Source organism: Chryseobacterium sp. G0162, assembly GCF_003815715.1.
Classification (GTDB): domain Bacteria; phylum Bacteroidota; class Bacteroidia; order Flavobacteriales; family Weeksellaceae; genus Chryseobacterium.
This window is the reverse complement of record NZ_CP033922.1, coordinates 150,778-170,467: the sequence shown is the minus strand read 5'-3', so window position 1 is coordinate 170,467 and position 19,690 is coordinate 150,778. Positions and strand designations below refer to the sequence as shown.

Here is a 19,690-nt window from a genome sequence, read left to right as displayed (position 1 = left end):
TCCACCTCTCAAACTCAATTAAAGGCTGTCAAGAGACTTCCTGTGATGATCTTTTAATTTCTTAAACTCTGTAGGGGTGAATCCGGTAACATTACGGAATTGGCTAGAAAGATGCTGAACACTTTTGTAGCCCAGTTTTCCTGCAATTTCCGTAAGGTTGAATTCATTATATAAAAGGAGTTCCTTTACTTTTTCTATTTTCTGAAGAATAAAAAACTGCTCAAGAGTTATGTTTTCATTCTGTGAGAAGGTTTTTGAAAGGGTGCTGTAATCCTTATGAAGCTTTGAGCTTAAAAATTCAGAAAGAAGAAAATCTTCATCAATGTCAAGTTCACTAACTTTTACAATAATGAGATTTTTAATTTTCTCAATAAGCTGATATGAAGAGTCCATGATTCTTTCAAAGCCGGTTGCAAGCAATTTTTCTTCAATAGATTGCATGATGGTTGTGGAGACATCTGATTCCGTTTCCACTTCTCCCAGAATAATAGAATTGGTCTTTATATTTGCATTATTAAAAATGGTTTCTACTGCAGCAATGCATCTGTTGCAAACCATATTCTTGATGAAAATTTTCATATTCCACTGTTTAACCTGTCTTTTACAAACTCAATCTGGGTCTTACCATGAGGTGCAGGATTTCCATTGCTATCCAGATTAACCATTACGATTTTATCAACAGTGATAATCGTCTGATGGGTCATTTTATTGCGGACATCACATCTTAAAGTAATAGAAGAAGAGCCAAAATGAGTGGCTTCAATACCAATTTCTATAATGTCTCCCTGTTTTGCGGAGCTTACAAAATTGATCTCGGATATAAATTTAGTCACTACTTTCGTATTTTCAAGCTGGATGATAGCATATAATGCTGCTTCTTCATCGATCCATTGTAAAAGTCTTCCTCCGAAAAGAGAGTGGTTAGGATTTAAATCTTCGGGTTTTACCCATTTTCTTGTATGGTAGTTCATGTTCTTAATAATTTGCAGTACAAATTTAGTGTTAAAAGCTGGGGTTATCAAAAGAATCGTATTTATTGATCTGAAGAGAATTATTCATTTTCTCAATCATTTTCTTTTGGAGCGCATTGCTTTTGTTTTCACGATGTCGGGATCATTTAATAGGTTGTGATATTCTTCACTTTCTATAGGATATAAGGCTATTTTCCCTTCCTTATTATGATGAAACCCGAATCCATATCTTTTGGCTAGAGGGGAAGAGCGGAGACACGCCTGACCTTTGGAAAAGAATTTGTCTCTTTCCGCCTGTTTTTCATTGTCTGGAATATCATTCTTAAAAGCATAGCATTCAAAAATAATATCATCGGAAGAATATTGGTAAGGATTCTTACTGATTTTCTCATATTGAAGATTAGCTAATGTCTTTTCTTTTTTTTCAGGTGGAATCTGTGCCCGGGAAACAGGGCAGTCTTCAGCAACTTCTATGAAAGTATTGAGGTAATTGGTGGTGTGTTGTTTCATCTTAAAATCCAATTAATAACTTTGTAAATAGGAGGGTAAAGGTAATTTATAAATATACTATTATTCTATGTATTCTAAAATATCATCTGTTGAGAAGCTATTAACCTTGCAGATAGTTTCAGTTATTCGGAGTAATTATTTCCTTTTCACAATGATTAAAAGAAAAATTTATTATGTTAACTAACTTTAACTTTTTATGCTGTTTTCTATTTAATAAATTGATATTCAGTAATTTAATCATTGTTTTTGGGTGGATGTATAAACTAAATTCAAATGAATGTGAGAAAGAGATAAAAAAAAGCTTTGATTTGAAGTTTTTAATTGTATCTTGCATACGTTTATATTTGGAATCAATATTTGTTCATTAATTTATGTTGCTTTTCTTTTATATACCAAATTTTTATTAATTTTTTAATTTATTTTAAAATGAACATTTTTGTTTCAAACATCAATTACGCAACTAAAGAGTATGAGTTGCACGATCTATTTGCAGAATTTGGTGATGTATCATCAGCTAAAATCGTAACAGACAGAGAAACTGGCCGTTCAAGAGGTTTTGGTTTCATTGAAATGGGTGATGAAGAAGGACAGCAGGCTATTGAAGCTCTTAATCAAAAAGAATTCAACGGAAAAACATTAAACGTATCTGAAGCTAAGCCAAGAGAAGAGAAGCCAAGAAGAAGCTTCGACAACAACAGAGGCGGAGGTTACGGTGGTAACAATCGTGGAAATGGTGGCGGAGGTTACGGTGGTAACAACCGTGGCGGTAACGGCGGCGGAAATCGTTGGTAAAAAATATGAAGCGGCTTTTTAAGCCGCTTTTTTTATGATTTCTTTTTCTTCTTCTTTTTGTCTTTTTCTTTCTCTTTGCTGATTTTTACCTTTTTCTCTTTCTTCGGGTTTAATATCTCTTCAGCGACTTCAAATTTTGGTTCTTCAATTTTCGTAGGCTTGATTTCAATTTTAAGATCAAAATAGCCTTTAAGATCATTCTGTGTAAGCAATTTTTCACTAAACAAAAATTCAAGAATTTCTTTTCCGGAATCATTGAAAAAGTTGTGTGTGAGTTCTTTTAGCAGGAATTTTCTGTATTCTTCAAACGGAACAATTACCGTGTACTTGAAGATCCTCCCTTCTTTTTCCGTAGATAGATATCCCTTTTCAACCAATATTTTCAAATATGTGGAAACCGTGTTTTGGTGTGGTTTAGGTTCCGGATGCTGCTCCATAACGTCCTTCAGATAGAAAGATTCCATTTTCCAAAACAGCTTCATAAAGTTTTCTTCTGCGGCAGTAAGATGATTGATTTTCATATATTCTTCTAATGTTGAAATTGTATATTGCAATAAAGGTAAATAAAAGATACCATAAAAGCTATTCCAGCTCCCATAAATACTTCTTTTACCGTATGTCTTTTTAAAATAACTCTGGTAAGACCCACCAAGCAGGCAATCCCAAGCCATATAAGGCCCATTTTCCAGTTTAAAGTGAAAAATAATGCAGCTACAAATACATTAAATGCAGTATGCATTGAACTTTTAATGAAAAAATTGCTGATCTGAAGGGCAAAAAGCAAAATTAAAATAAAAAGGGTCACCAGATCAATATATCCATTTTTGATATAATTAAAAACAAGGTAAATAACAACACAGGCTGCAATAAATACATAGAGTGTCTTTCTCTGTATCCGGTTGGAAACATCCATATTAGTATATCTTCCTGTTTTTACATTCCATATTAGCCATATAATGACTGGAACAATAATCATTAATAGTATAGGCAGAAAATAAAGCAGGGATTCCTTAAATGTGTACTCCCTGATGCTCATATACACAAAAAAGATAATCAGAGAAACCAATGGATTGAAGAAATCTGAGATAACTTTTGAGACTTTGTAGAGAAGCGAAGATTTTTTTTCTTCCATATTTAAGTTTAAAAGTCAAATATAAGATTATAAGCCCAAAAAACAAATGAGGGTTGGCTGATTCTATAGATAGATTGCAAGATGTTGAAAATAGTGGTAAGCGTTAATGATCTTTAAGATATGAGATATTTCTTTTGTTTCTTTTTGAAAATATTTAACTTTAATAACTTCTGTTTTAAAGAAGAAAAAAATAATTTTCATTGAATATTTCTGAAATCGTAAAGGTAAGAAAGGCTTACATGTAAATTAATAAACTAACATTAATCTCTATATATATGAAACAATTACTTGTATTTTTTCTGCTTCTTTCAGGGAGTCTGATCTTTGGACAAAATTATTCTTCAAAAGAATTTTCTTCCACAAAAACTCCTGTTCATCAATTGAGAATCTATGAAATTCCGAAGGAGAACAAGCAAGTTTTTTTAGATCGGTTTAGAGACCACGCCTTGAGAATCATGAAAAAATATGGATTCAATATCGTATCCATTTGGGAGTCTGAATTTGAAGGAAAAACAGAATTTGTTTACCTGCTTGAATGGACAGATGAAAATACTATGAAAATTGCATGGCAGGCTTTTATGGCAGATAAAGAATGGAAAGATATTAAGATGCAGACTGCAAAGCTTCATGGTGATTTTGTCAATAATATTGAAGACAGAACCTTGAAAATTACAGAATTTTCACCGGAAAAGACGCTTTTGAAATAACCAAAAGAGATATTAACAATAATTAAAGATGAAAGAATTGGGAGGAGTAAAATGTGATTTTTTTTGATCCCAGTTTTACCAGTTGTTTCAGGGAAACTATACTGGCAGGCTGATTTCTTATATATTTCAATAAGAAAATAACAACCGGAATGTTATTTTGAAAATGTTTCTTAGGGTCGAAAATTAAGAATAATCCATTCCGCCTGCAAGTAGATTTTACAGAAAAAACGAAAAGTTACTTATGCATACAATAAAAACAAAGTTTTTTTCATAATTTTGCTCAACTATTTCATCATAAAAAAGCAAGAGCTAACACATGAAAGAATTTTCTAAAGAGGTATACCTGAAGTGGTATGAAGATATGACAATGTGGAGAAGGTTTGAAGACAAATGCCGTTCTCTTTACCTAAAACAAAAGATCAGAGGATTTTTACATTTGTATAATGGTCAGGAAGCAATCCCTGCCGGATTTACACATGCAATGGATCTTACAAAAGATAGTATGATTACTGCTTACAGATGTCACATCCATCCAATGGCGATGGGAGTAGATCCTAAGAGAATCATGGCTGAACTTTGTGGTAAAGCTACAGGTACATCCGGAGGTATGGGTGGATCTATGCACATTTTCAGTAAAGAGCACCGTTTCTACGGAGGACATGGTATTGTTGGAGGACAAATTCCTTTGGGAGCAGGTATTGCTTTTGCAGATAAATATTTCGACAGAAAAGCGGTGAATATCTGTTTCTTCGGAGATGGTGCTGCAAGACAAGGTTCATTACATGAAACATTCAACATGGCGATGAACTGGAAACTTCCTGTAGTATTTGTTGTTGAAAACAACCAATATGCAATGGGAACTTCTGTAAAAAGAACAGCGAATCACGAAGATATCTATAAATTAGGATTAGGGTATGAAATGCCTTGTCTTGCTGTAGATGCGATGGATCCTGTAAAAGTAGCCGAAGCTGCCTACGAAGCTATTGAAAGAGCTAGAAGAGGAGACGGGCCGACATTTATTGAAGCAAGAACTTACCGTTACAGAGGACACTCTATGTCTGATGCTGAGCCTTACAGATCTAAAGAAGAAGTAGCTATTCATAAGAATGATGACCCAATTGAATTGGTAAAACACAGAATTCTTGAAAACGGATGGGCTACAGAAGCTGAATTGGAAGCTATGGATAACAAGTCAAGAGACTTTGTTGAAGAGTGCATCGAATTTATGGAAAATTCTCCATATCCAGACGCTGAGAAAATCTATGAGTATGTGTATGCTCAGGAAGATTATCCATTCTTAGACAAATTAGAAAACTAAAAGATAATGAGTTAATTTGACAATTTGAAAATTTGAGAATGAGATGATACGACATCCTTTTTTAATTTTCAGATTTTCAAATTGCTAAATTTTCAAATTAAAATAAATTATGGCAGAAGTAATTACGATGCCCCGCCTTTCCGACACTATGACGGAAGGTAAAGTGGCGAAATGGCATAAAAAAGTAGGAGATAAAGTAAAGGAAGGAGATATTTTAGCTGAAATTGAAACTGACAAAGCAGTTCAGGATTTCGAATCTGAAATAGAAGGTACCCTTTTATACGTTGGTGTAGAAGAAGGTGCTGCAGCTGCTGTAGACTCTGTTCTGGCAATTATCGGTAATGAAGGAGAAGATATTTCAGGATTAACAGGTGGTGCTGCTGCTCCCAGTGCAGCTTCTGAAGAAACAAAATCAGAAGAACAGCCTAAGGCAGAAACTGTGGAAACTGCTTCAGCAGAAGTTCCGGCAGGAGTAGAAGTGATTACAATGCCAAGACTTTCTGATACAATGACAGAAGGTAAGGTTGCTAAGTGGCACAAAAATGTTGGTGATACAGTAAAAGAAGGTGACCTTCTTGCTGAAATTGAAACAGATAAAGCAGTACAGGATTTCGAATCTGAATTCAATGGAGTACTATTGAAGCAAGGTGTTGAAGAAGGAGGTGCTTCTCCGGTTGATACTGTATTAGCTATTATTGGCCCTGCAGGAACTGATATTTCATCTGTAGGAGCTCCTAAATCTGCTGCTCCGGCATCAGAAAAACCAGCTGAACAAAAAGCAGAAGCTAAGACTGAAGAAAAAGCTGCTCCGGCTGCTAACACTTCATCTTCTGACAGAGTGGCAATTTCTCCATTAGCTAAGAAAATGGCTCAGGATAAAGGAGTTGACATCAATAGTGTTCAAGGTTCAGGTGAAAACGGAAGAATCGTTAAAAAAGATATTGAAAACTATCAGCCAGCTGCAAAATCAGCGGCTTCAGCTCCGGCTGCAAGTGCTGCTGCGCAGGTTGCTGTAAACTTCGTTCAGGGAGAAGATACAGAGACTCCAAACTCACAGGTAAGAAATATTATCGCAAAACGTCTTTCTGAAAGTAAGTTCTCTGCTCCTCACTATTATCTGATGGTTGAAATCAACATGGATAAAGCCATTGAAGCTAGAAAAGAGATCAATTCTATTCCGGATACGAAGATTTCATTCAACGATATGATCATTAAAGCAACTGCGATTGCTCTAAGAAAACACCCTCAGGTAAATTCAAGCTGGGCAGGTGATAAGATCATCCACAGAGGAAATATTAACGTTGGAGTGGCAGTAGCTATTCCTGACGGATTGGTAGTTCCTGTATTGAAGAATACGGATCAAATGTCTTACACTCAGATTTCTGCAGCTGTAAAAGATATGGCTTCAAGAGCTAAGAATAAAGGTCTTAAGGCTAATGAAATGGAAGGATCTACATTCTCTATTTCTAACCTTGGAATGTTCGGAATCGAGACATTTACAAGTATCATTAATCAGCCCAACTCTGCGATCCTTTCAGTAGGAGCAATCATTGAGAAGCCAATCGTTAAGAACGGTCAGATTGTAGTAGGGAACACAATGAAACTTTCATTAGCATGTGACCACAGAGTTGTAGACGGTGCTACAGGTGCTCAATTCTTACAAACTTTAAGAACATATTTAGAAAATCCATTAACTTTGTTACTGTAATTTTCTGAATTGAAAATAATAAAGCCTCCCAATTTGGGAGGTTTTTTGTTTTTGGGCACTTAAAGAGAGAATCTAAATATGGAGTAAGCCTGCGGAACGTCGTTGTATTCTGATTCTCTTCATGAAAAAACATTATATTTATGAAATAATTTTCCGGAATCTATAAAAACAAAAAACGATGAATAAGATAGGGGTTGTTTGTGTTATAATTGTGCTTGCTATATTAGGTGTATTCTTTTTGGCAAGTGATTCTGAATATGTTTTAGAATCGGAGCCCAGAGAAAATACTATTTTTTCAGAAAATAATGTTTTTAGTTTAAGCCCGAGTTTGAGAAGCGAAGACGGTGATATTTATTACACGATTAATACATTTTTATTTACTGACAGTAAGAAAGAGAATGAGCCTGCTGTTGTTATTGATAACATTAAAGTAACTCTTCGTTCAGATGGAAAAGAAATTCCTGTGGATGTGGAGAATTTACAGAGCAGCAAAGGTATTCTCTTTAAACAATCTTCCAATGAAATAATTCATCATAGCGCTGCTGCGAGATATTTTTATGTCAATTGTGATCATTCAGATTATACTTTAAATCTTAAGCTTACGTATGGATTAGAAGGGAAATCTTATACTATAGATAAAGAATACCGGTATAAGAAAATACTACACACTACAGGAAAAAAGTTAATAAGGTTATTTTGAATATTCTTCCATTGATTATTGGCTTTTAGTAGTAGATGTATTTATTATATTTATAGTTACAATATTGTTTTGTTCTATTTATATTTACTATTTTTGAATCATGATTAAAGCAAGAAATATCCATAAATCTTATGGGAATTTAGAAGTACTGAAAGGAGTTGATATTCACATTAAAGTAGGAGAAGTGGTTTCTATTGTAGGAGAATCCGGAGCAGGTAAATCAACATTGCTGCAGATTTTAGGAACGTTGGATCATCCCACTCAATCCGGAAAATATGATACTGAAATTGAGATCGCTGGTAAGTCATTTATCAATATGAATGATAAGCAATTATCAAAATTCAGAAATCAGAATATTGGTTTTGTATTTCAGTTTCATCAGCTGCTTCCTGAATTTACTGCTTTAGAAAATGTTTTGCTTCCTACTAAAATTGCAGGAGCTAACGAAAGGGAGTCTCTTGAAAAAGCTTATGCCCTGTTTGAGGATCTTAAAATTGAACAACGACTGAATCATAAACCCAATCAGCTTTCCGGTGGAGAAGCGCAAAGGGTAGCCGTTGCAAGGGCTTTAATCAATTCACCTAAAATTATCTTTGCTGATGAACCTACGGGAAACCTGGATTCAAAAAATGCGGACGACCTTCACAGATTGTTTTTTGACCTTAGAGATAAGTATAATCAAACTTTTGTGATTGTAACCCATAACCCGAATCTGGCTGAAATTACCGACCGTAAGCTTGTCATGAAGGATGGAATGATTATAGAATAGCTTTTTTTACACCAATGATGAAACATTTCCTTTTTCTTTTTATACTTTTAGTTTCCTGCTCAAAAGCTGAATCACAGCAGGCAGAGGTGTTGGGAATTCCCCAATCCAGAATTTCAGAAATTAAAAACTTCATTAAAGATAAAGGTTATAATCAGGATCTGGCAATTTTTATTAACTTTAAAATTCCATCCGGAAAATACCGCTACTTCATTTACGATCTGAAAAATAATAAAATAGTACAAAAAGCTATCGTAGCGCATGGTTCAGGATCTGTAATCTCAGGATCAAATGCTTTGAAATTCAGTAATATTGAAGGTTCTTATCAGTCTTCTCTTGGAAAATATGCCGTTGGAGGAAGCTATGTAGGACAATTTGGAAAAGCTTATCGTTTAAAAGGGTTGGATCCAACTAATGATAACGCTATGCAGAGGGCAATTGTTCTTCATTCTTTTAGCAGCGTTCCAGATGTTGAATCTGAAAGAGCAACCTCATTGAGCCTGGGTTGCCCGATGCTTTCAGTTAATGCTTTTAAAGAGACTGCGAAATATATTGACAAGTCGGAGCTGCCTATTATTTTATATGCCTTTTATTAACCTATAATTTATACTTAATTCCATATGTCCTTAAAATTTCTGGCAGAAGACGACAGACCACGGGAGAAGTTCTTACAAAAAGGTAAGAATTCACTTACTGATTCTGAACTCTTAGCCATTATCATGGGAAGTGGGAATAGGGAAGAGAGTGTGTTGGAACTGGCCAGGAAGATTTTAGCCTCTGTAAACAATAACTGGCATCAGTTAAGTTTGCTTTCCGTTAAAGATCTGATGAAATTCAAAGGAATAGGAGAAGCTAAAGCCATTTCCATTATTACAGCTTTGGAAATTGGGAGAAGAAGAGCGGGACAAGAAATTCCGGAGCGTTCAGTGATCGGAAACAGTCATGATGCATATTCAATCCTGAAAAATCATTTGTCAGATTTAAGAACTGAAGAGTTTTGGGCTATTTTTCTAAATAACAGCAACAAAGTAATATACACTTCACAGCTAACACAAGGTGGAATCAGCCAATCTATCGTAGATGTCAGGGTGCTATTTAAAACAGCTCTTGAGCATTTTTCAACAGGAGTGATTATTGCTCATAATCATCCTTCAGGCAGCCTTAAGCCAAGCAAAGAAGATATTAACATTACCAAAAAAATAAAAGAAGCTGGAAATGTATTAAGCATTCAGCTTTTAGACCATATTATCATTACACAGAATTCATATTTTAGCTTTTCGGACGCAGGATTATTATGATAAGAAGATTGAAATACCATGAAATTGATTTTGTAAAATATTCTCAATGTTTAGAAAATTCTGAGCAAAGAAAATACTCTGCAACAAAAGACTTTTTAGACATTACAGCACCCAAACAATGGGAAGTACTTGTATATAATGATTACGAAGCAGTAATGCCAATCCCTTTTGTGAGAAAATATGGAGTGAAAATCGTTCATAATCCAAAACTTTGCCAGCAATTAGGCGTTTTCTCTCATAAGGATAATGTAAATCTGAATGAACAGTTTTTAGATTATCTGGAGAGCCATTATCTCATTAGAGTGTATCCATTTAATGATGGTAATGAACTTCGTACAAAACTCAGAATAAAGAAAAATTTTTTGATCTATCCTGATGCTTATGAGAAAGTATATGCCCGGTATTCTCCCAAAAGAAAACGGAAACTAAGGCTGGATGAGGAAGTATTGGATCATTCAGAAGTAAAAAGTGTTTCTTATGATGATATAAAACCTTTTATAGAATCCAATATCGTAGGGCTTGGCAAAGAAAGTGATCTGGCTGGTTTTATGGAGATCTATAAAGCCTCTTACCATTTCAAATATTTGAGTTTTCTAGCTTTTTATTATCATGGTGAAATTATTAATGCTATTGCCACTTATTCGGATTGTAATATGGTTGCGCTTTTAGGAACTTTCAGTAATAAAGAATATGTAAAACTTTCCGGAGCTTCTGTACTGATTGACCGGATGATTAAAGAGACAATAGAGACTCATATTTTTGATTTTGAAGGGGGAGATATTCCGAATATTGAAGAATTTTTTAGAGGATTCCGCCCAGAGTTGAAACCTTATGCAGTCATAGAATCTTCCAAAAAAGACCTGTTTAAAAAATTAGGATCTTTACTTTTAAAAGGACGGATTTTTTAATGATAAAAAGCATTGTTTAGATTGGTTCTAAGTTAGTATTATTCCGTACCTTTAAAAAACACTTATAATAACCGTTATGTTACAGCAAATTCGTCATTATAAATTAGCTTATATGCTTTATAATTTCTTTAAGAAAAGTAAGTTAAAGCATAATATCCCATTATATAAAAAGTACGGGGTCAACAAGAGCTATTTTTCAAGTATTTCAAGTAAAGATTTTGCTCATCTCCCTCAAACACAAAGGAGTATTGCTGAAAATAAACTTTTGTCCACTGCTTTTTTTAAAAGCTTATCAGAAGAAAATAAGGAAAGTGCTCTTCGTTATGATGATAACGGATACATGATCCTAAGAAATTTCATTAGTCCGGAAACTGCAGAAAACATCAATATTGAGATTGAAAAGCTAATGAAAGACGGAACCTTAAAATTCCATTATGGAGGCAAACTTATGTTTGCGATTCATCATTCTGAAATCATTAGAAATATAGGAAGCGATAAAAATTTGCTGGAGTTTCTGTCTGTTTTGCTTGACGGTAAAGCCAAATTGTTTCAAAGTATCAATTTTATTAACGGAAGCCAGCAGAAAACCCATTCAGATAGTATTCACATGACAACTTTCCCATTGGGAGGACTTTTAGGAGTATGGATTGCTCTGGAAGATGTGGATGAACATAATGGTGCATTACATTATATTCCGGGAAGTCATAAATTACCTTATTTCCTGAATTCTGATTATGATAATGAAGGTACCGCTTTCAAAATAGGGAAGAAAAGCTATAAAGCTTACGAAGAATTTTTGGAAAACAAGGTCAAAGAATTAGGGCTGAAAAAAGAAGTTTTCCGTGCGAAAAAAGGGGATATGTTAATTTGGCATGCCAATATTCTGCACGGCGGAGAGCCTCATACTGATAAAAACAGAACCCGAAAAAGCCTTGTATATCACTTTTTTGACGAAAACAGTGTATGCTACCATGAAGTTACACAAAGACCTGCATTATTTGAACTGTAATATCAGAAAATATTAGTAATTTTGCAGTCTAAAATTATGACGAGTCTTTCAGGATATTTACCCTATGCATTTGCATTAATTATTGCAATTCCTTTTTTGGTTTTGCTCAGACAATTTGTACACTCGTATATTACTCTTAAAAACCAGGAACTCAAATTACTTACCGTGAAGTCGAATTCGGAGAATAAAGCCCATTCTTATGAGAGAATGACTTTGTTTCTGGATAGAATAAAGCCTTCCAATATAATCCAGCGATTTGATAAGGGATTGGCGGTTCATGAGTTTATTTTCCTTACAGAAAAAGCAATCAATGAAGAGTTTGAATACAATTCCTCCCAACAGCTTTATGTAACGAAAAACTCCTGGAAAAATATTGTGGACTCTAAAAATGCCATTATAGACCTTCTTCATAAAACTTATGACGGTTTGAAAGGAGAGGTGCAACTGGATGAGTTCAAAACCATCTTCATCATGAACTATATGGAAAGCAATGATTACGTTGCTGAAACAATTGAAGATTTAAGAAAAGAAATTTTAATAATAACTTAAAAAATAACAGATAAATAATGATTCCAAATTTTAAAGCACATCCATGGCACGGAATTTCTGCAGGAGAAGATGCGCCAAATGTTGTAAACGTATTTGTGGAAATTGTTCCTTCAGATACTATTAAATATGAAGTAGATAAAGAAACAGGATATTTAAAAGTAGACAGGCCTCAGAAATTCTCTAATATCATCCCGGCTTTATATGGTTTTGTTCCAAGAACATATTGTGATAAAGAAGTGATGAGACTGGCTATAGAATCAGGAGCTACTGATGTGACAATGGGAGATCATGATCCACTTGATATTTGTGTTTTAAGTTCTCACAATATCCACGCAGGAGGTTTATTGATGGAAGCTATTCCAATCGGAGGTTTTAAAATGATTGATGGTGGTGAAGCCGATGATAAAATTGTAGCAGTAATGATCAATGACCATGCTTTTGGACACTTTAGAGATATTACTGAGTTGCCAGAAGCGGAAGTAAAAAGATTGATGCACTACTTCCTAACATATAAAAACTTACCGGATGAGCCTGCAAAATGCAGAATTCAAGAGGTTTACGGTGCTGAGCATGCAAGAAAAGTGATTAAAGCTTCTCAAACAGACTATGCAGATAAATTTGGGGGATAAGATTCTCTGATATACATCATACAAAAAGGATAAATAGGAAACTGTTTATCCTTTTTTTTGGAATAAAAATAAAGTTTTCTCCTAAAATGAAGCTAGGCTTAATACTCTTTAAGTTTTAATTCCTCTTAATGATTTAAAAAATTGAAAACAGCTTTCAATCCCCATTTTATCAGCTTTTATATTGATTTTCAATCTGTCATATTTTTAAAGAAATTGTCATCTTTATCTAAGATTCTTTTAGTTGGCAATGATAAGTCCATGATTTTTTTAATGCTTTGATGGTAATTATTTATTATATTTATTTTTCTATTACCAAAAAAATATTAAACTATGGATCTATTTGTGTTAGTGCCAATTTTTGGTGTCGTAGCCTTGGTGTATACATTTCTTCAGAGCAACTGGGTAAGTAAACAGAATGCAGGAAATGAAAAAATGAAAACAATCAGCGGACATATTGCTGATGGTGCCATGGCTTTCTTAAAAGCTGAATATAAAGTCTTAGCCTATTTTGTCGTCGTTGTGGCCATTCTTTTGGCAGTAATGGGATCAAGTAATGCCAATTCTCACTGGAGTATAGGGCTTGCTTTTGTGGTGGGGGCTATTTTTTCTGCGACAGCAGGTTTTATTGGAATGAAAATAGCGACTAAAGCCAATGTAAGAACTGCAGAAGCAGCAAGAACTTCCTTATCTAAAGCCCTTAAAGTTTCTTTTACAGGAGGTTCTGTGATGGGAATGGGAGTGGCAGGACTTGCCGTGTTAGGATTAGGAGCTTTATTTTTAATTATTAAACAGATTTTTGCACCGGAAGCCACAGTAGATTCCCACGAAATGGAAACCACTATAGAAATTCTTACAGGATTTTCCCTTGGTGCTGAATCTATTGCTCTTTTTGCAAGAGTAGGTGGCGGTATTTATACAAAAGCGGCAGATGTTGGAGCTGACCTGGTAGGAAAAGTGGAAGCTGGAATTCCTGAGGATGATCCAAGGAATCCGGCAACTATTGCAGACAATGTGGGAGATAATGTGGGAGATGTTGCAGGAATGGGTGCCGACCTTTTTGGATCTTATGTAGCTACTGTATTGGCAACAATGGTCTTGGGAAGAGAAACCATTTCTGATGACTCATTCGGAGGTTTTGCACCGATTTTGTTACCAATGTTGATTGCGGGAACAGGAATTATCTTTTCCATGATAGGAACTTTATTTGTAAAGATCAATGATAATGAAGGTTCATCCACTTCCAGCGTACAAAATGCATTGAATTTAGGAAACTGGGGCAGTATTGTGATTACAGCTATAGCATCTTATTTTCTGGTAACTTATGTTCTTCCTGAAAAAATGATTCTAAGGGGGCATGAATTTACCAAAATGGGAGTATTCGGGGCAATAATGGTAGGGTTGGTTGTAGGAACCTTAATGAGTATTATTACTGAATATTATACCGCAATGGGGAAAAGACCTGTCTCTAGTATTGTGAGACAATCTTCTACCGGACATGCAACCAATATTATCGGGGGACTTTCTGTAGGAATGGAATCAACATTACTTCCGATTATTGTACTGGCAGGTGGAATCTACGGATCTTATTTATGTGCCGGATTATATGGAGTTGCCATTGCTGCTGCCGGAATGATGGCCACTACAGCGATGCAGCTTGCTATTGATGCATTTGGACCAATTGCAGATAATGCAGGAGGTATTGCTGAAATGAGTGAGCTTCCAAAAGAAGTCCGTGAAAAAACAGATATTCTGGACGCTGTAGGAAATACAACTGCTGCTACAGGAAAAGGGTTTGCCATTGCATCTGCAGCATTAACGGCGTTGGCTCTGTTTGCAGCCTTTGTTGGGATTGCAGGGATTGACGGCATTGATATCTACAGAGCGGATGTTCTGGCAGGTCTCTTTGTTGGTGGAATGATTCCGTTTATATTCTCTTCATTAGCGATCACTGCCGTTGGACAAGCTGCCATGGCCATGGTGGAGGAAGTAAGAAGACAGTTCCGTGAAATCCCGGGAATTCTGGAAGGAAAAGCCCAGCCGGAATATGAAAAATGTGTTGCGATTTCTACCGATGCTTCTATTCGAAAAATGATGTTGCCAGGAGCTATTGCCATTATCTCACCATTGCTGATCGGGTTTATCTTTGGTCCCGAAGTACTGGGAGGTTTCCTTGCAGGAGCTACTGTATGTGGTGTATTGATGGGGATGTTCCAGAATAATGCTGGTGGTGCCTGGGATAATGCCAAAAAGTCATTTGAAAAAGGGGTTGATATTAATGGTCAGACGTACTATAAAGGCTCAGAACCTCATAAAGCTTCTGTAACAGGAGATACAGTAGGAGATCCGTTTAAAGATACTTCCGGGCCGTCAATGAATATCCTGATTAAGTTAATGTCAATTGTTTCTTTGGTGATTGCCCCTACTTTAGCGGTCTTGCATAAGGATAAGATTGAAGCCAACAGAAAGGCAAAAATAGAAAGCTTAATGGGAGTTTCAGGAGTTGCTGCAATGTCTTCAGAACTTAAAGTTCCTGTTGTTCCGGGTGAAGTAAAAGGGCATCTTAATGAAAGTGGAGATTTTGTCTATGAAACCGGAAATCTGCAAAAAGTAAAACTGAAAGGCGGAAAAACAATAGAATTAGGAGAAACCAGTCAGTTGTATCAGTTTTATAATTCTGTGAATCAGAAAGATAAATCTGTTTTAGATCCTAATAAGTGGTATACCATCGAAAACCTTTATTTTGAAACAGGATCAAGTGATTTAAAAGCAGGTTATGAATTACAGCTGAATAATATTGTTGAAATCTTAAATGCATATCCTGATCTGAAAATAAAATTAGGAGGATACACAGACAATAGTGGAAATGAAGAAAGTAATCAAAAGTTATCTAACCTGAGAGCTCAGACCGCAAAACTTAAGCTGTTGGAGTTGGGAATTTCAGCTGATAGGATAGAAGCTGAGGGGTATGGTTCACAACATCCTATTTGTGAAGCCAATGATACTGAAGAATGTAAGGCTAAAAACAGGAGAATTGATGTAAGAGTTCTGGCTCTTTAAGATCAATATAAATAATAGTAAAGCATCGCAAAAGCGATGCTTTTTTGTATGTTAACTCAAAGTATTTACATAATGAAATCAGATTTTTAAGGCACAGAGGCTTTATCTGTGATAAAATTAATTCGTGTATTCGTGGCAAAACTACAGTGTTCTTTATTGAGAATATTTAATTTTCTTGTGTCTTACAAAAGCATGCTGTTTAAATCTTTTGTGCCTTTGTTATTTCCAACCTAAAAAACTACTTATGTGATTATTAAAGATTTTTTCTAAGATGCTCCAATGCCTGAATAATCACTTCGTCTTTCTTAGCAAAACTGAACCGGATGTAATCTGAATTCTGCTTGGAGTTATAAAAGGCCGAAAGCGGGAGACAGGCTACCTTTTTATCGATGGTAAGCCATTTTGAAAACTCTACATCTGTCATCGTTTTGGAAACGTTTCTGAAATTGACAATCTGGAAAACACTACCCTCAGCCTCTTGTTCAATTTGCAAAGGCGTTTCTTTAATCAATCGATTAAAAATATCCCGTTTTTTCTGCATTATTGTTTTGTTTTCTGAAGGGTCAAATACTTCCAGGTACCTGGCGATGGCGTATTGAGCAGGTGCATTGGCACTATAGGAAATATATTGCTGATGATTCCTGAATAAAGCGGTCAATTCTTCAGAAGCAAGCATATAGCTTACTTTCCATCCTGAAGTATGAAACATTTTCCCAAATGAAAAAATACAGAATGTCCTATTCCTAAGTTCAGGATGGATAAATGAACTGTAATGCGCTGCTTCATCATAACAGTAAGTATCGTAAATTTCTTCTGAAATTAAATAAATTTCCCGGTTGCTTATCAATTCATATAATTGTTTCCAGTCATTTTGTTTCCATATTTTTCCGGTGGGGTTTTGTGGCGAGTTAATAATTATTGCTTTGGTTTTTTCCGAAATGCAGGATTTGAACTGATCCCAATTAATTGTAAGATCTTGATCCAGGTCATAATAAACAGGAATCCCGCCATTCATCACAACGGAAGGTGAATATGTATAATAAGAAGGCTGGATAATAATAACTTCATCTCCTTGATTTAAAATAGATTTAAGTGCAGTATATAAAGCAAAGGTTGCACAGGGTATAATGGTGATTTCATTTATTTTTAAAGAAATACTGTTTTTCCGTTTACTGTTGAAACGAATGATGCTTTCGATTAATACCGGATTTCCGGCAAGAGGTTCATAATGATGAGTATCAAGATTTGCTGCCTCTCTTAAAAAGAATTTCAAACGTTCATCAATATCAAAATCAGGCAGCCCCAACGAAAGATCATAGCTTCCATGTCTTACTGCCAGTTCAGACATTTCTGTAAAAAAGGAATAATGAGTAAATCCGTTAATTTCTTTCATCTATTTTGTATTTTAATCAAAAGTAATAAAAATTTGATATTATATAAAGTATATGTTTTTAAATGTGTTAATGTTGATGTTTATTCTTTTAATATTTCATATAGTAAGGGAAATTAAATACGGCTTATGTCCACCTGAAAGCCGATGATAACTCTATATGATCTTTTTTCGTTGTTTCAAATTCAATAAAAATTGTTATTTTTAAGAAATTTATTCTTTATGAGAAAACTACTTATTCCGTTATTGGCTCTTGCTTTGATGACGAGTTGCGGAACGGCGCAGGTTGCTGATGGTACATCTACACATCGTGTTTCTGAAAAATCAGATAAAGCGTTTACGAATGCCTACAAGATGATTAAGGCAGATGAATTAAAGAAAAACCTTTATGTTATTGCTTCGGACGAGATGGAAGGCAGGGATACAGGAAGCAAAGGCCAGAAAAAAGCGGGAGAGTATATTGTTAATTACTATAAAAATTTAGGAATCTCTTTTCCAAAAGCACTAGGGTCTTATTATCAGAAAGTTCCTTCGGATTTTATGAAAAAAAGAGGAGGTGGAAATCTTCCGGACTCAGAAAATATCCTGGCTTTTATCGAAGGGAGTGAAAAACCAGAAGAAATTGTAGTGGTTTCTGCCCATTATGACCATGTGGGAACCAAAAATGGAGTAGTATATAACGGAGCTGATGATGACGGAAGTGGAACGGTTGCTGTAATGGAGATGGCTAAAGCTTTTCAGGAAGCTAAAAAAGCAGGGAATAGTCCTAAAAGATCGATTTTGTTTCTTCATGTGACCGGAGAAGAACATGGTTTGTTTGGTTCAGAATATTATACAGATCATCCGGTTTTCCCGTTAGCTAATACGGTTGTTGACCTTAACATTGATATGATTGGACGTGATGATCCAGAAAATAGAGGAAAACAATATGTATATGTGATCGGTTCGGATATGTTGAGCTCCCAGCTTAAAGTAATTAATGAAGAAGCTAACAGAAAGACCAATAACTTGGAACTGAACTATAAATATGATGATCTTAATGATCCTCAGCAATTATATTACCGTTCAGACCACTACAATTTTGCCAAAAACAATGTTCCGGTAGCCTTTTTCTTTGATGGAATCCATGAAGACTATCACAAACCAACGGATAAACCGGACAAAATTGATTATAAGTTATTGGAAAAAAGAACCCAGCTTGTTTTTACTACCGCATGGGATATTGCTAACAGAGCAGACAGAATTGTGGTAGATCATAAATAAGGATAACGAATTTAATTGGATTATAACTTATATCCGGAGGTGCAAGATTCATGTATTCAGATTTTTAAGGGTAGATATTATTCTTTAAATTAATCTGGTAAACATGTTTTTTGCACCTTTGTTCTATTCAAGAATCAATTTATTTATGAATATATTAATCCGTGAAGCCAGATCAGAAGATATTCCACAAATTCAGGTCATAAGAAATTCAGTGAAGGAAAATACTTTATCAGATCCCGGTTTGGTTACCGATAGAGATTGTGAACTCTTTATGTCTGAAAGAGGAAAGGGCTGGGTAGGCGAAGCAGAAGGGCAGGTTGTAGGCTTTTCGATTGTTGATTTGAAAGAGAATAACATCTGGGCATTATTTGTACATCCTGATTTTGAAAACAAAAAAATTGGAAAAAAGCTTCACAACATAATGCTTGACTGGTATTTTGAACAGACAAAAGACAAAGTTTGGCTTGGAACTTCGCCTCAGACAAGAGCTGAAAATTTTTATAGAAAATTAGGTTGGCGAGAGATTGGGATGCATGGGAAAAATGAGATCAAGTTTGAAATGACTTACGAAAACTGGAAAAATAAAAGAATATGAGACCACAATTGAAATCCATAAGACCCTTTATCGGAGCGCAGAACTTTGAGACCAGTCGAAAATTTTATAAAGATTTGGGATTTGAAGAAGTGATCCTTGAACCTAAGTTATCACTCTTTATACGAGAAGAAATAGGGTTCTATCTTCAGGATTATTATGCAAAAGATTGGGTTGATAATACCATGATCTTTATGGAGGTTGCCAGTACAGAGGAATTCTGGAAAGAACTTTTGACTTTAGGACTTACAGATACATATGAAAATGTAAAACTTACCCCTATAAGAACCATGGATTGGGGGAAAGAGTGTTTTGTACATGATCCATCAGGGATTTTATGGCATTTTGGTGAGTTCTTTTGATTAGGAAAAATAATATAAATGCTGCTAAA

At 35.1% G+C, this 19,690-nt stretch carries 22 protein-coding genes; 16 read left to right on the top strand and 6 right to left on the bottom strand.

What is annotated here, in order from left to right; genetic code table 11:
- Positions 1-18: 18 nt before the first annotated feature.
- From EG344_RS00895 to EG344_RS00885, 3 genes are all read right to left on the bottom strand, one after another.
- Complete coding sequence (locus EG344_RS00895; RefSeq protein ID WP_123907861.1) at positions 19-579, bottom strand: helix-turn-helix domain-containing protein; 561 nt, start codon at positions 577-579, stop codon at positions 19-21.
- A complete protein-coding gene (locus tag EG344_RS00890) occupies positions 576-971 on the bottom strand; it encodes an acyl-CoA thioesterase (protein ID WP_123855640.1) in 396 nt (131 codons plus the stop codon). The genes EG344_RS00895 and EG344_RS00890 overlap by 4 nt, the downstream gene beginning before the upstream one ends.
- 96 nt (positions 972-1,067) lie before the next feature.
- On the bottom strand, positions 1,068-1,481 hold the full coding sequence (locus EG344_RS00885; protein WP_123907860.1) for a DUF6157 family protein: 414 nt from the start codon (positions 1,479-1,481) through the stop codon (positions 1,068-1,070).
- Between the two features lie 426 nt (positions 1,482-1,907).
- Between EG344_RS00885 and EG344_RS00880 the strand changes: the two genes are divergently transcribed.
- Entirely contained in the window at positions 1,908-2,273 is a 366-nt protein-coding gene (locus tag EG344_RS00880) for an RNA recognition motif domain-containing protein (protein WP_123855642.1), read from the top strand.
- Positions 2,274-2,305: 32 nt separating this feature from the next.
- On the opposite strand, the gene EG344_RS00875 is transcribed toward EG344_RS00880, so the two are convergent.
- A complete protein-coding gene (locus EG344_RS00875; protein ID WP_123907859.1) occupies positions 2,306-2,794 on the bottom strand; it encodes a BlaI/MecI/CopY family transcriptional regulator in 489 nt (162 codons plus the stop codon).
- 8 nt (positions 2,795-2,802) lie between these two features.
- The gene (locus EG344_RS00870) at positions 2,803-3,405 is read right to left on the bottom strand and encodes a phosphatase PAP2 family protein (protein WP_123907858.1); all 603 of its coding nucleotides are present in this window, start codon (positions 3,403-3,405) and stop codon (positions 2,803-2,805) included.
- A gap of 275 nt (positions 3,406-3,680) precedes the next feature.
- On the opposite strand from EG344_RS00870, the gene EG344_RS00865 reads away from it, so the two are divergent.
- The 12 genes from EG344_RS00865 to EG344_RS00810 all read left to right on the top strand — a co-directional run bounded on the left by EG344_RS00865 (position 3,681) and on the right by EG344_RS00810 (position 16,054).
- Positions 3,681-4,112, top strand: coding sequence for an NIPSNAP family protein (locus EG344_RS00865; protein ID WP_123907857.1), 432 nt, complete (start codon positions 3,681-3,683; stop codon positions 4,110-4,112).
- A gap of 316 nt (positions 4,113-4,428) precedes the next feature.
- Positions 4,429-5,430: a pyruvate dehydrogenase (acetyl-transferring) E1 component subunit alpha gene (gene pdhA / locus EG344_RS00860; RefSeq protein WP_123907856.1), complete on the top strand. Its 1,002-nt coding sequence runs from the start codon at positions 4,429-4,431 to the stop codon at positions 5,428-5,430.
- Positions 5,431-5,539: 109 nt separating this feature from the next.
- Positions 5,540-7,138, top strand: a complete 1,599-nt coding sequence (locus tag EG344_RS00855; protein ID WP_123907855.1) for a pyruvate dehydrogenase complex dihydrolipoamide acetyltransferase — start codon at positions 5,540-5,542, stop codon at positions 7,136-7,138.
- A gap of 178 nt (positions 7,139-7,316) precedes the next feature.
- On the top strand, positions 7,317-7,838 hold the full coding sequence (locus tag EG344_RS00850) for a hypothetical protein (RefSeq protein WP_123907854.1): 522 nt from the start codon (positions 7,317-7,319) through the stop codon (positions 7,836-7,838).
- Between the two features lie 100 nt (positions 7,839-7,938).
- Positions 7,939-8,607 (top strand): ABC transporter ATP-binding protein, encoded by a 669-nt coding sequence (locus EG344_RS00845; RefSeq protein WP_123907853.1) that lies wholly within the window; start codon positions 7,939-7,941, stop codon positions 8,605-8,607.
- A gap of 14 nt (positions 8,608-8,621) precedes the next feature.
- On the top strand, positions 8,622-9,200 hold the full coding sequence (locus EG344_RS00840; protein ID WP_123907852.1) for a murein L,D-transpeptidase catalytic domain-containing protein: 579 nt from the start codon (positions 8,622-8,624) through the stop codon (positions 9,198-9,200).
- 24 nt (positions 9,201-9,224) lie between these two features.
- Positions 9,225-9,902: a RadC family protein gene (radC, locus tag EG344_RS00835; RefSeq protein WP_123907851.1), complete on the top strand. Its 678-nt coding sequence runs from the start codon at positions 9,225-9,227 to the stop codon at positions 9,900-9,902.
- Entirely contained in the window at positions 9,899-10,810 is a 912-nt protein-coding gene (locus tag EG344_RS00830; RefSeq protein ID WP_123907850.1) for a hypothetical protein, read from the top strand. Before radC ends, EG344_RS00830 begins: the two co-directional genes overlap by 4 nt.
- Positions 10,811-10,886: 76 nt before the next feature.
- On the top strand, positions 10,887-11,819 hold the full coding sequence (locus EG344_RS00825; protein WP_123907849.1) for a phytanoyl-CoA dioxygenase family protein: 933 nt from the start codon (positions 10,887-10,889) through the stop codon (positions 11,817-11,819).
- Positions 11,820-11,855: 36 nt separating this feature from the next.
- On the top strand, positions 11,856-12,368 hold the full coding sequence (locus EG344_RS00820) for a hypothetical protein (RefSeq protein ID WP_123907848.1): 513 nt from the start codon (positions 11,856-11,858) through the stop codon (positions 12,366-12,368).
- Between the two features lie 17 nt (positions 12,369-12,385).
- Positions 12,386-12,997 carry an inorganic pyrophosphatase gene (locus EG344_RS00815; protein ID WP_123907847.1) on the top strand — a complete coding sequence of 204 codons (612 nt, stop codon included), beginning with the start codon at positions 12,386-12,388 and terminating at the stop codon, positions 12,995-12,997.
- A 330-nt stretch (positions 12,998-13,327) separates the two neighbouring features.
- Positions 13,328-16,054, top strand: coding sequence for a sodium-translocating pyrophosphatase (locus tag EG344_RS00810; protein WP_123907846.1), 2,727 nt, complete (start codon positions 13,328-13,330; stop codon positions 16,052-16,054).
- 253 nt (positions 16,055-16,307) lie between these two features.
- Here the strand turns inward: EG344_RS00810 and EG344_RS00805 are convergent, their stop codons facing one another.
- Positions 16,308-17,447, bottom strand: a complete 1,140-nt coding sequence (locus EG344_RS00805; protein ID WP_123907845.1) for an aminotransferase class I/II-fold pyridoxal phosphate-dependent enzyme — start codon at positions 17,445-17,447, stop codon at positions 16,308-16,310.
- A gap of 219 nt (positions 17,448-17,666) precedes the next feature.
- Here EG344_RS00805 and EG344_RS00800 point away from each other — a divergent pair, with 219 nt between their 5' ends.
- The 3 genes from EG344_RS00800 to EG344_RS00790 all read left to right on the top strand — a co-directional run bounded on the left by EG344_RS00800 (position 17,667) and on the right by EG344_RS00790 (position 19,661).
- Positions 17,667-18,707, top strand: a complete 1,041-nt coding sequence (locus EG344_RS00800) for a M28 family metallopeptidase (protein ID WP_123907844.1) — start codon at positions 17,667-17,669, stop codon at positions 18,705-18,707.
- 145 nt (positions 18,708-18,852) lie between these two features.
- Positions 18,853-19,302, top strand: coding sequence for a GNAT family N-acetyltransferase (locus tag EG344_RS00795; RefSeq protein WP_228412823.1), 450 nt, complete (start codon positions 18,853-18,855; stop codon positions 19,300-19,302).
- Positions 19,299-19,661, top strand: a complete 363-nt coding sequence (locus tag EG344_RS00790; RefSeq protein WP_123855658.1) for a glyoxalase — start codon at positions 19,299-19,301, stop codon at positions 19,659-19,661. Before EG344_RS00795 ends, EG344_RS00790 begins: the two co-directional genes overlap by 4 nt.
- The last annotated feature ends 29 nt before the right edge of the window (positions 19,662-19,690 follow it).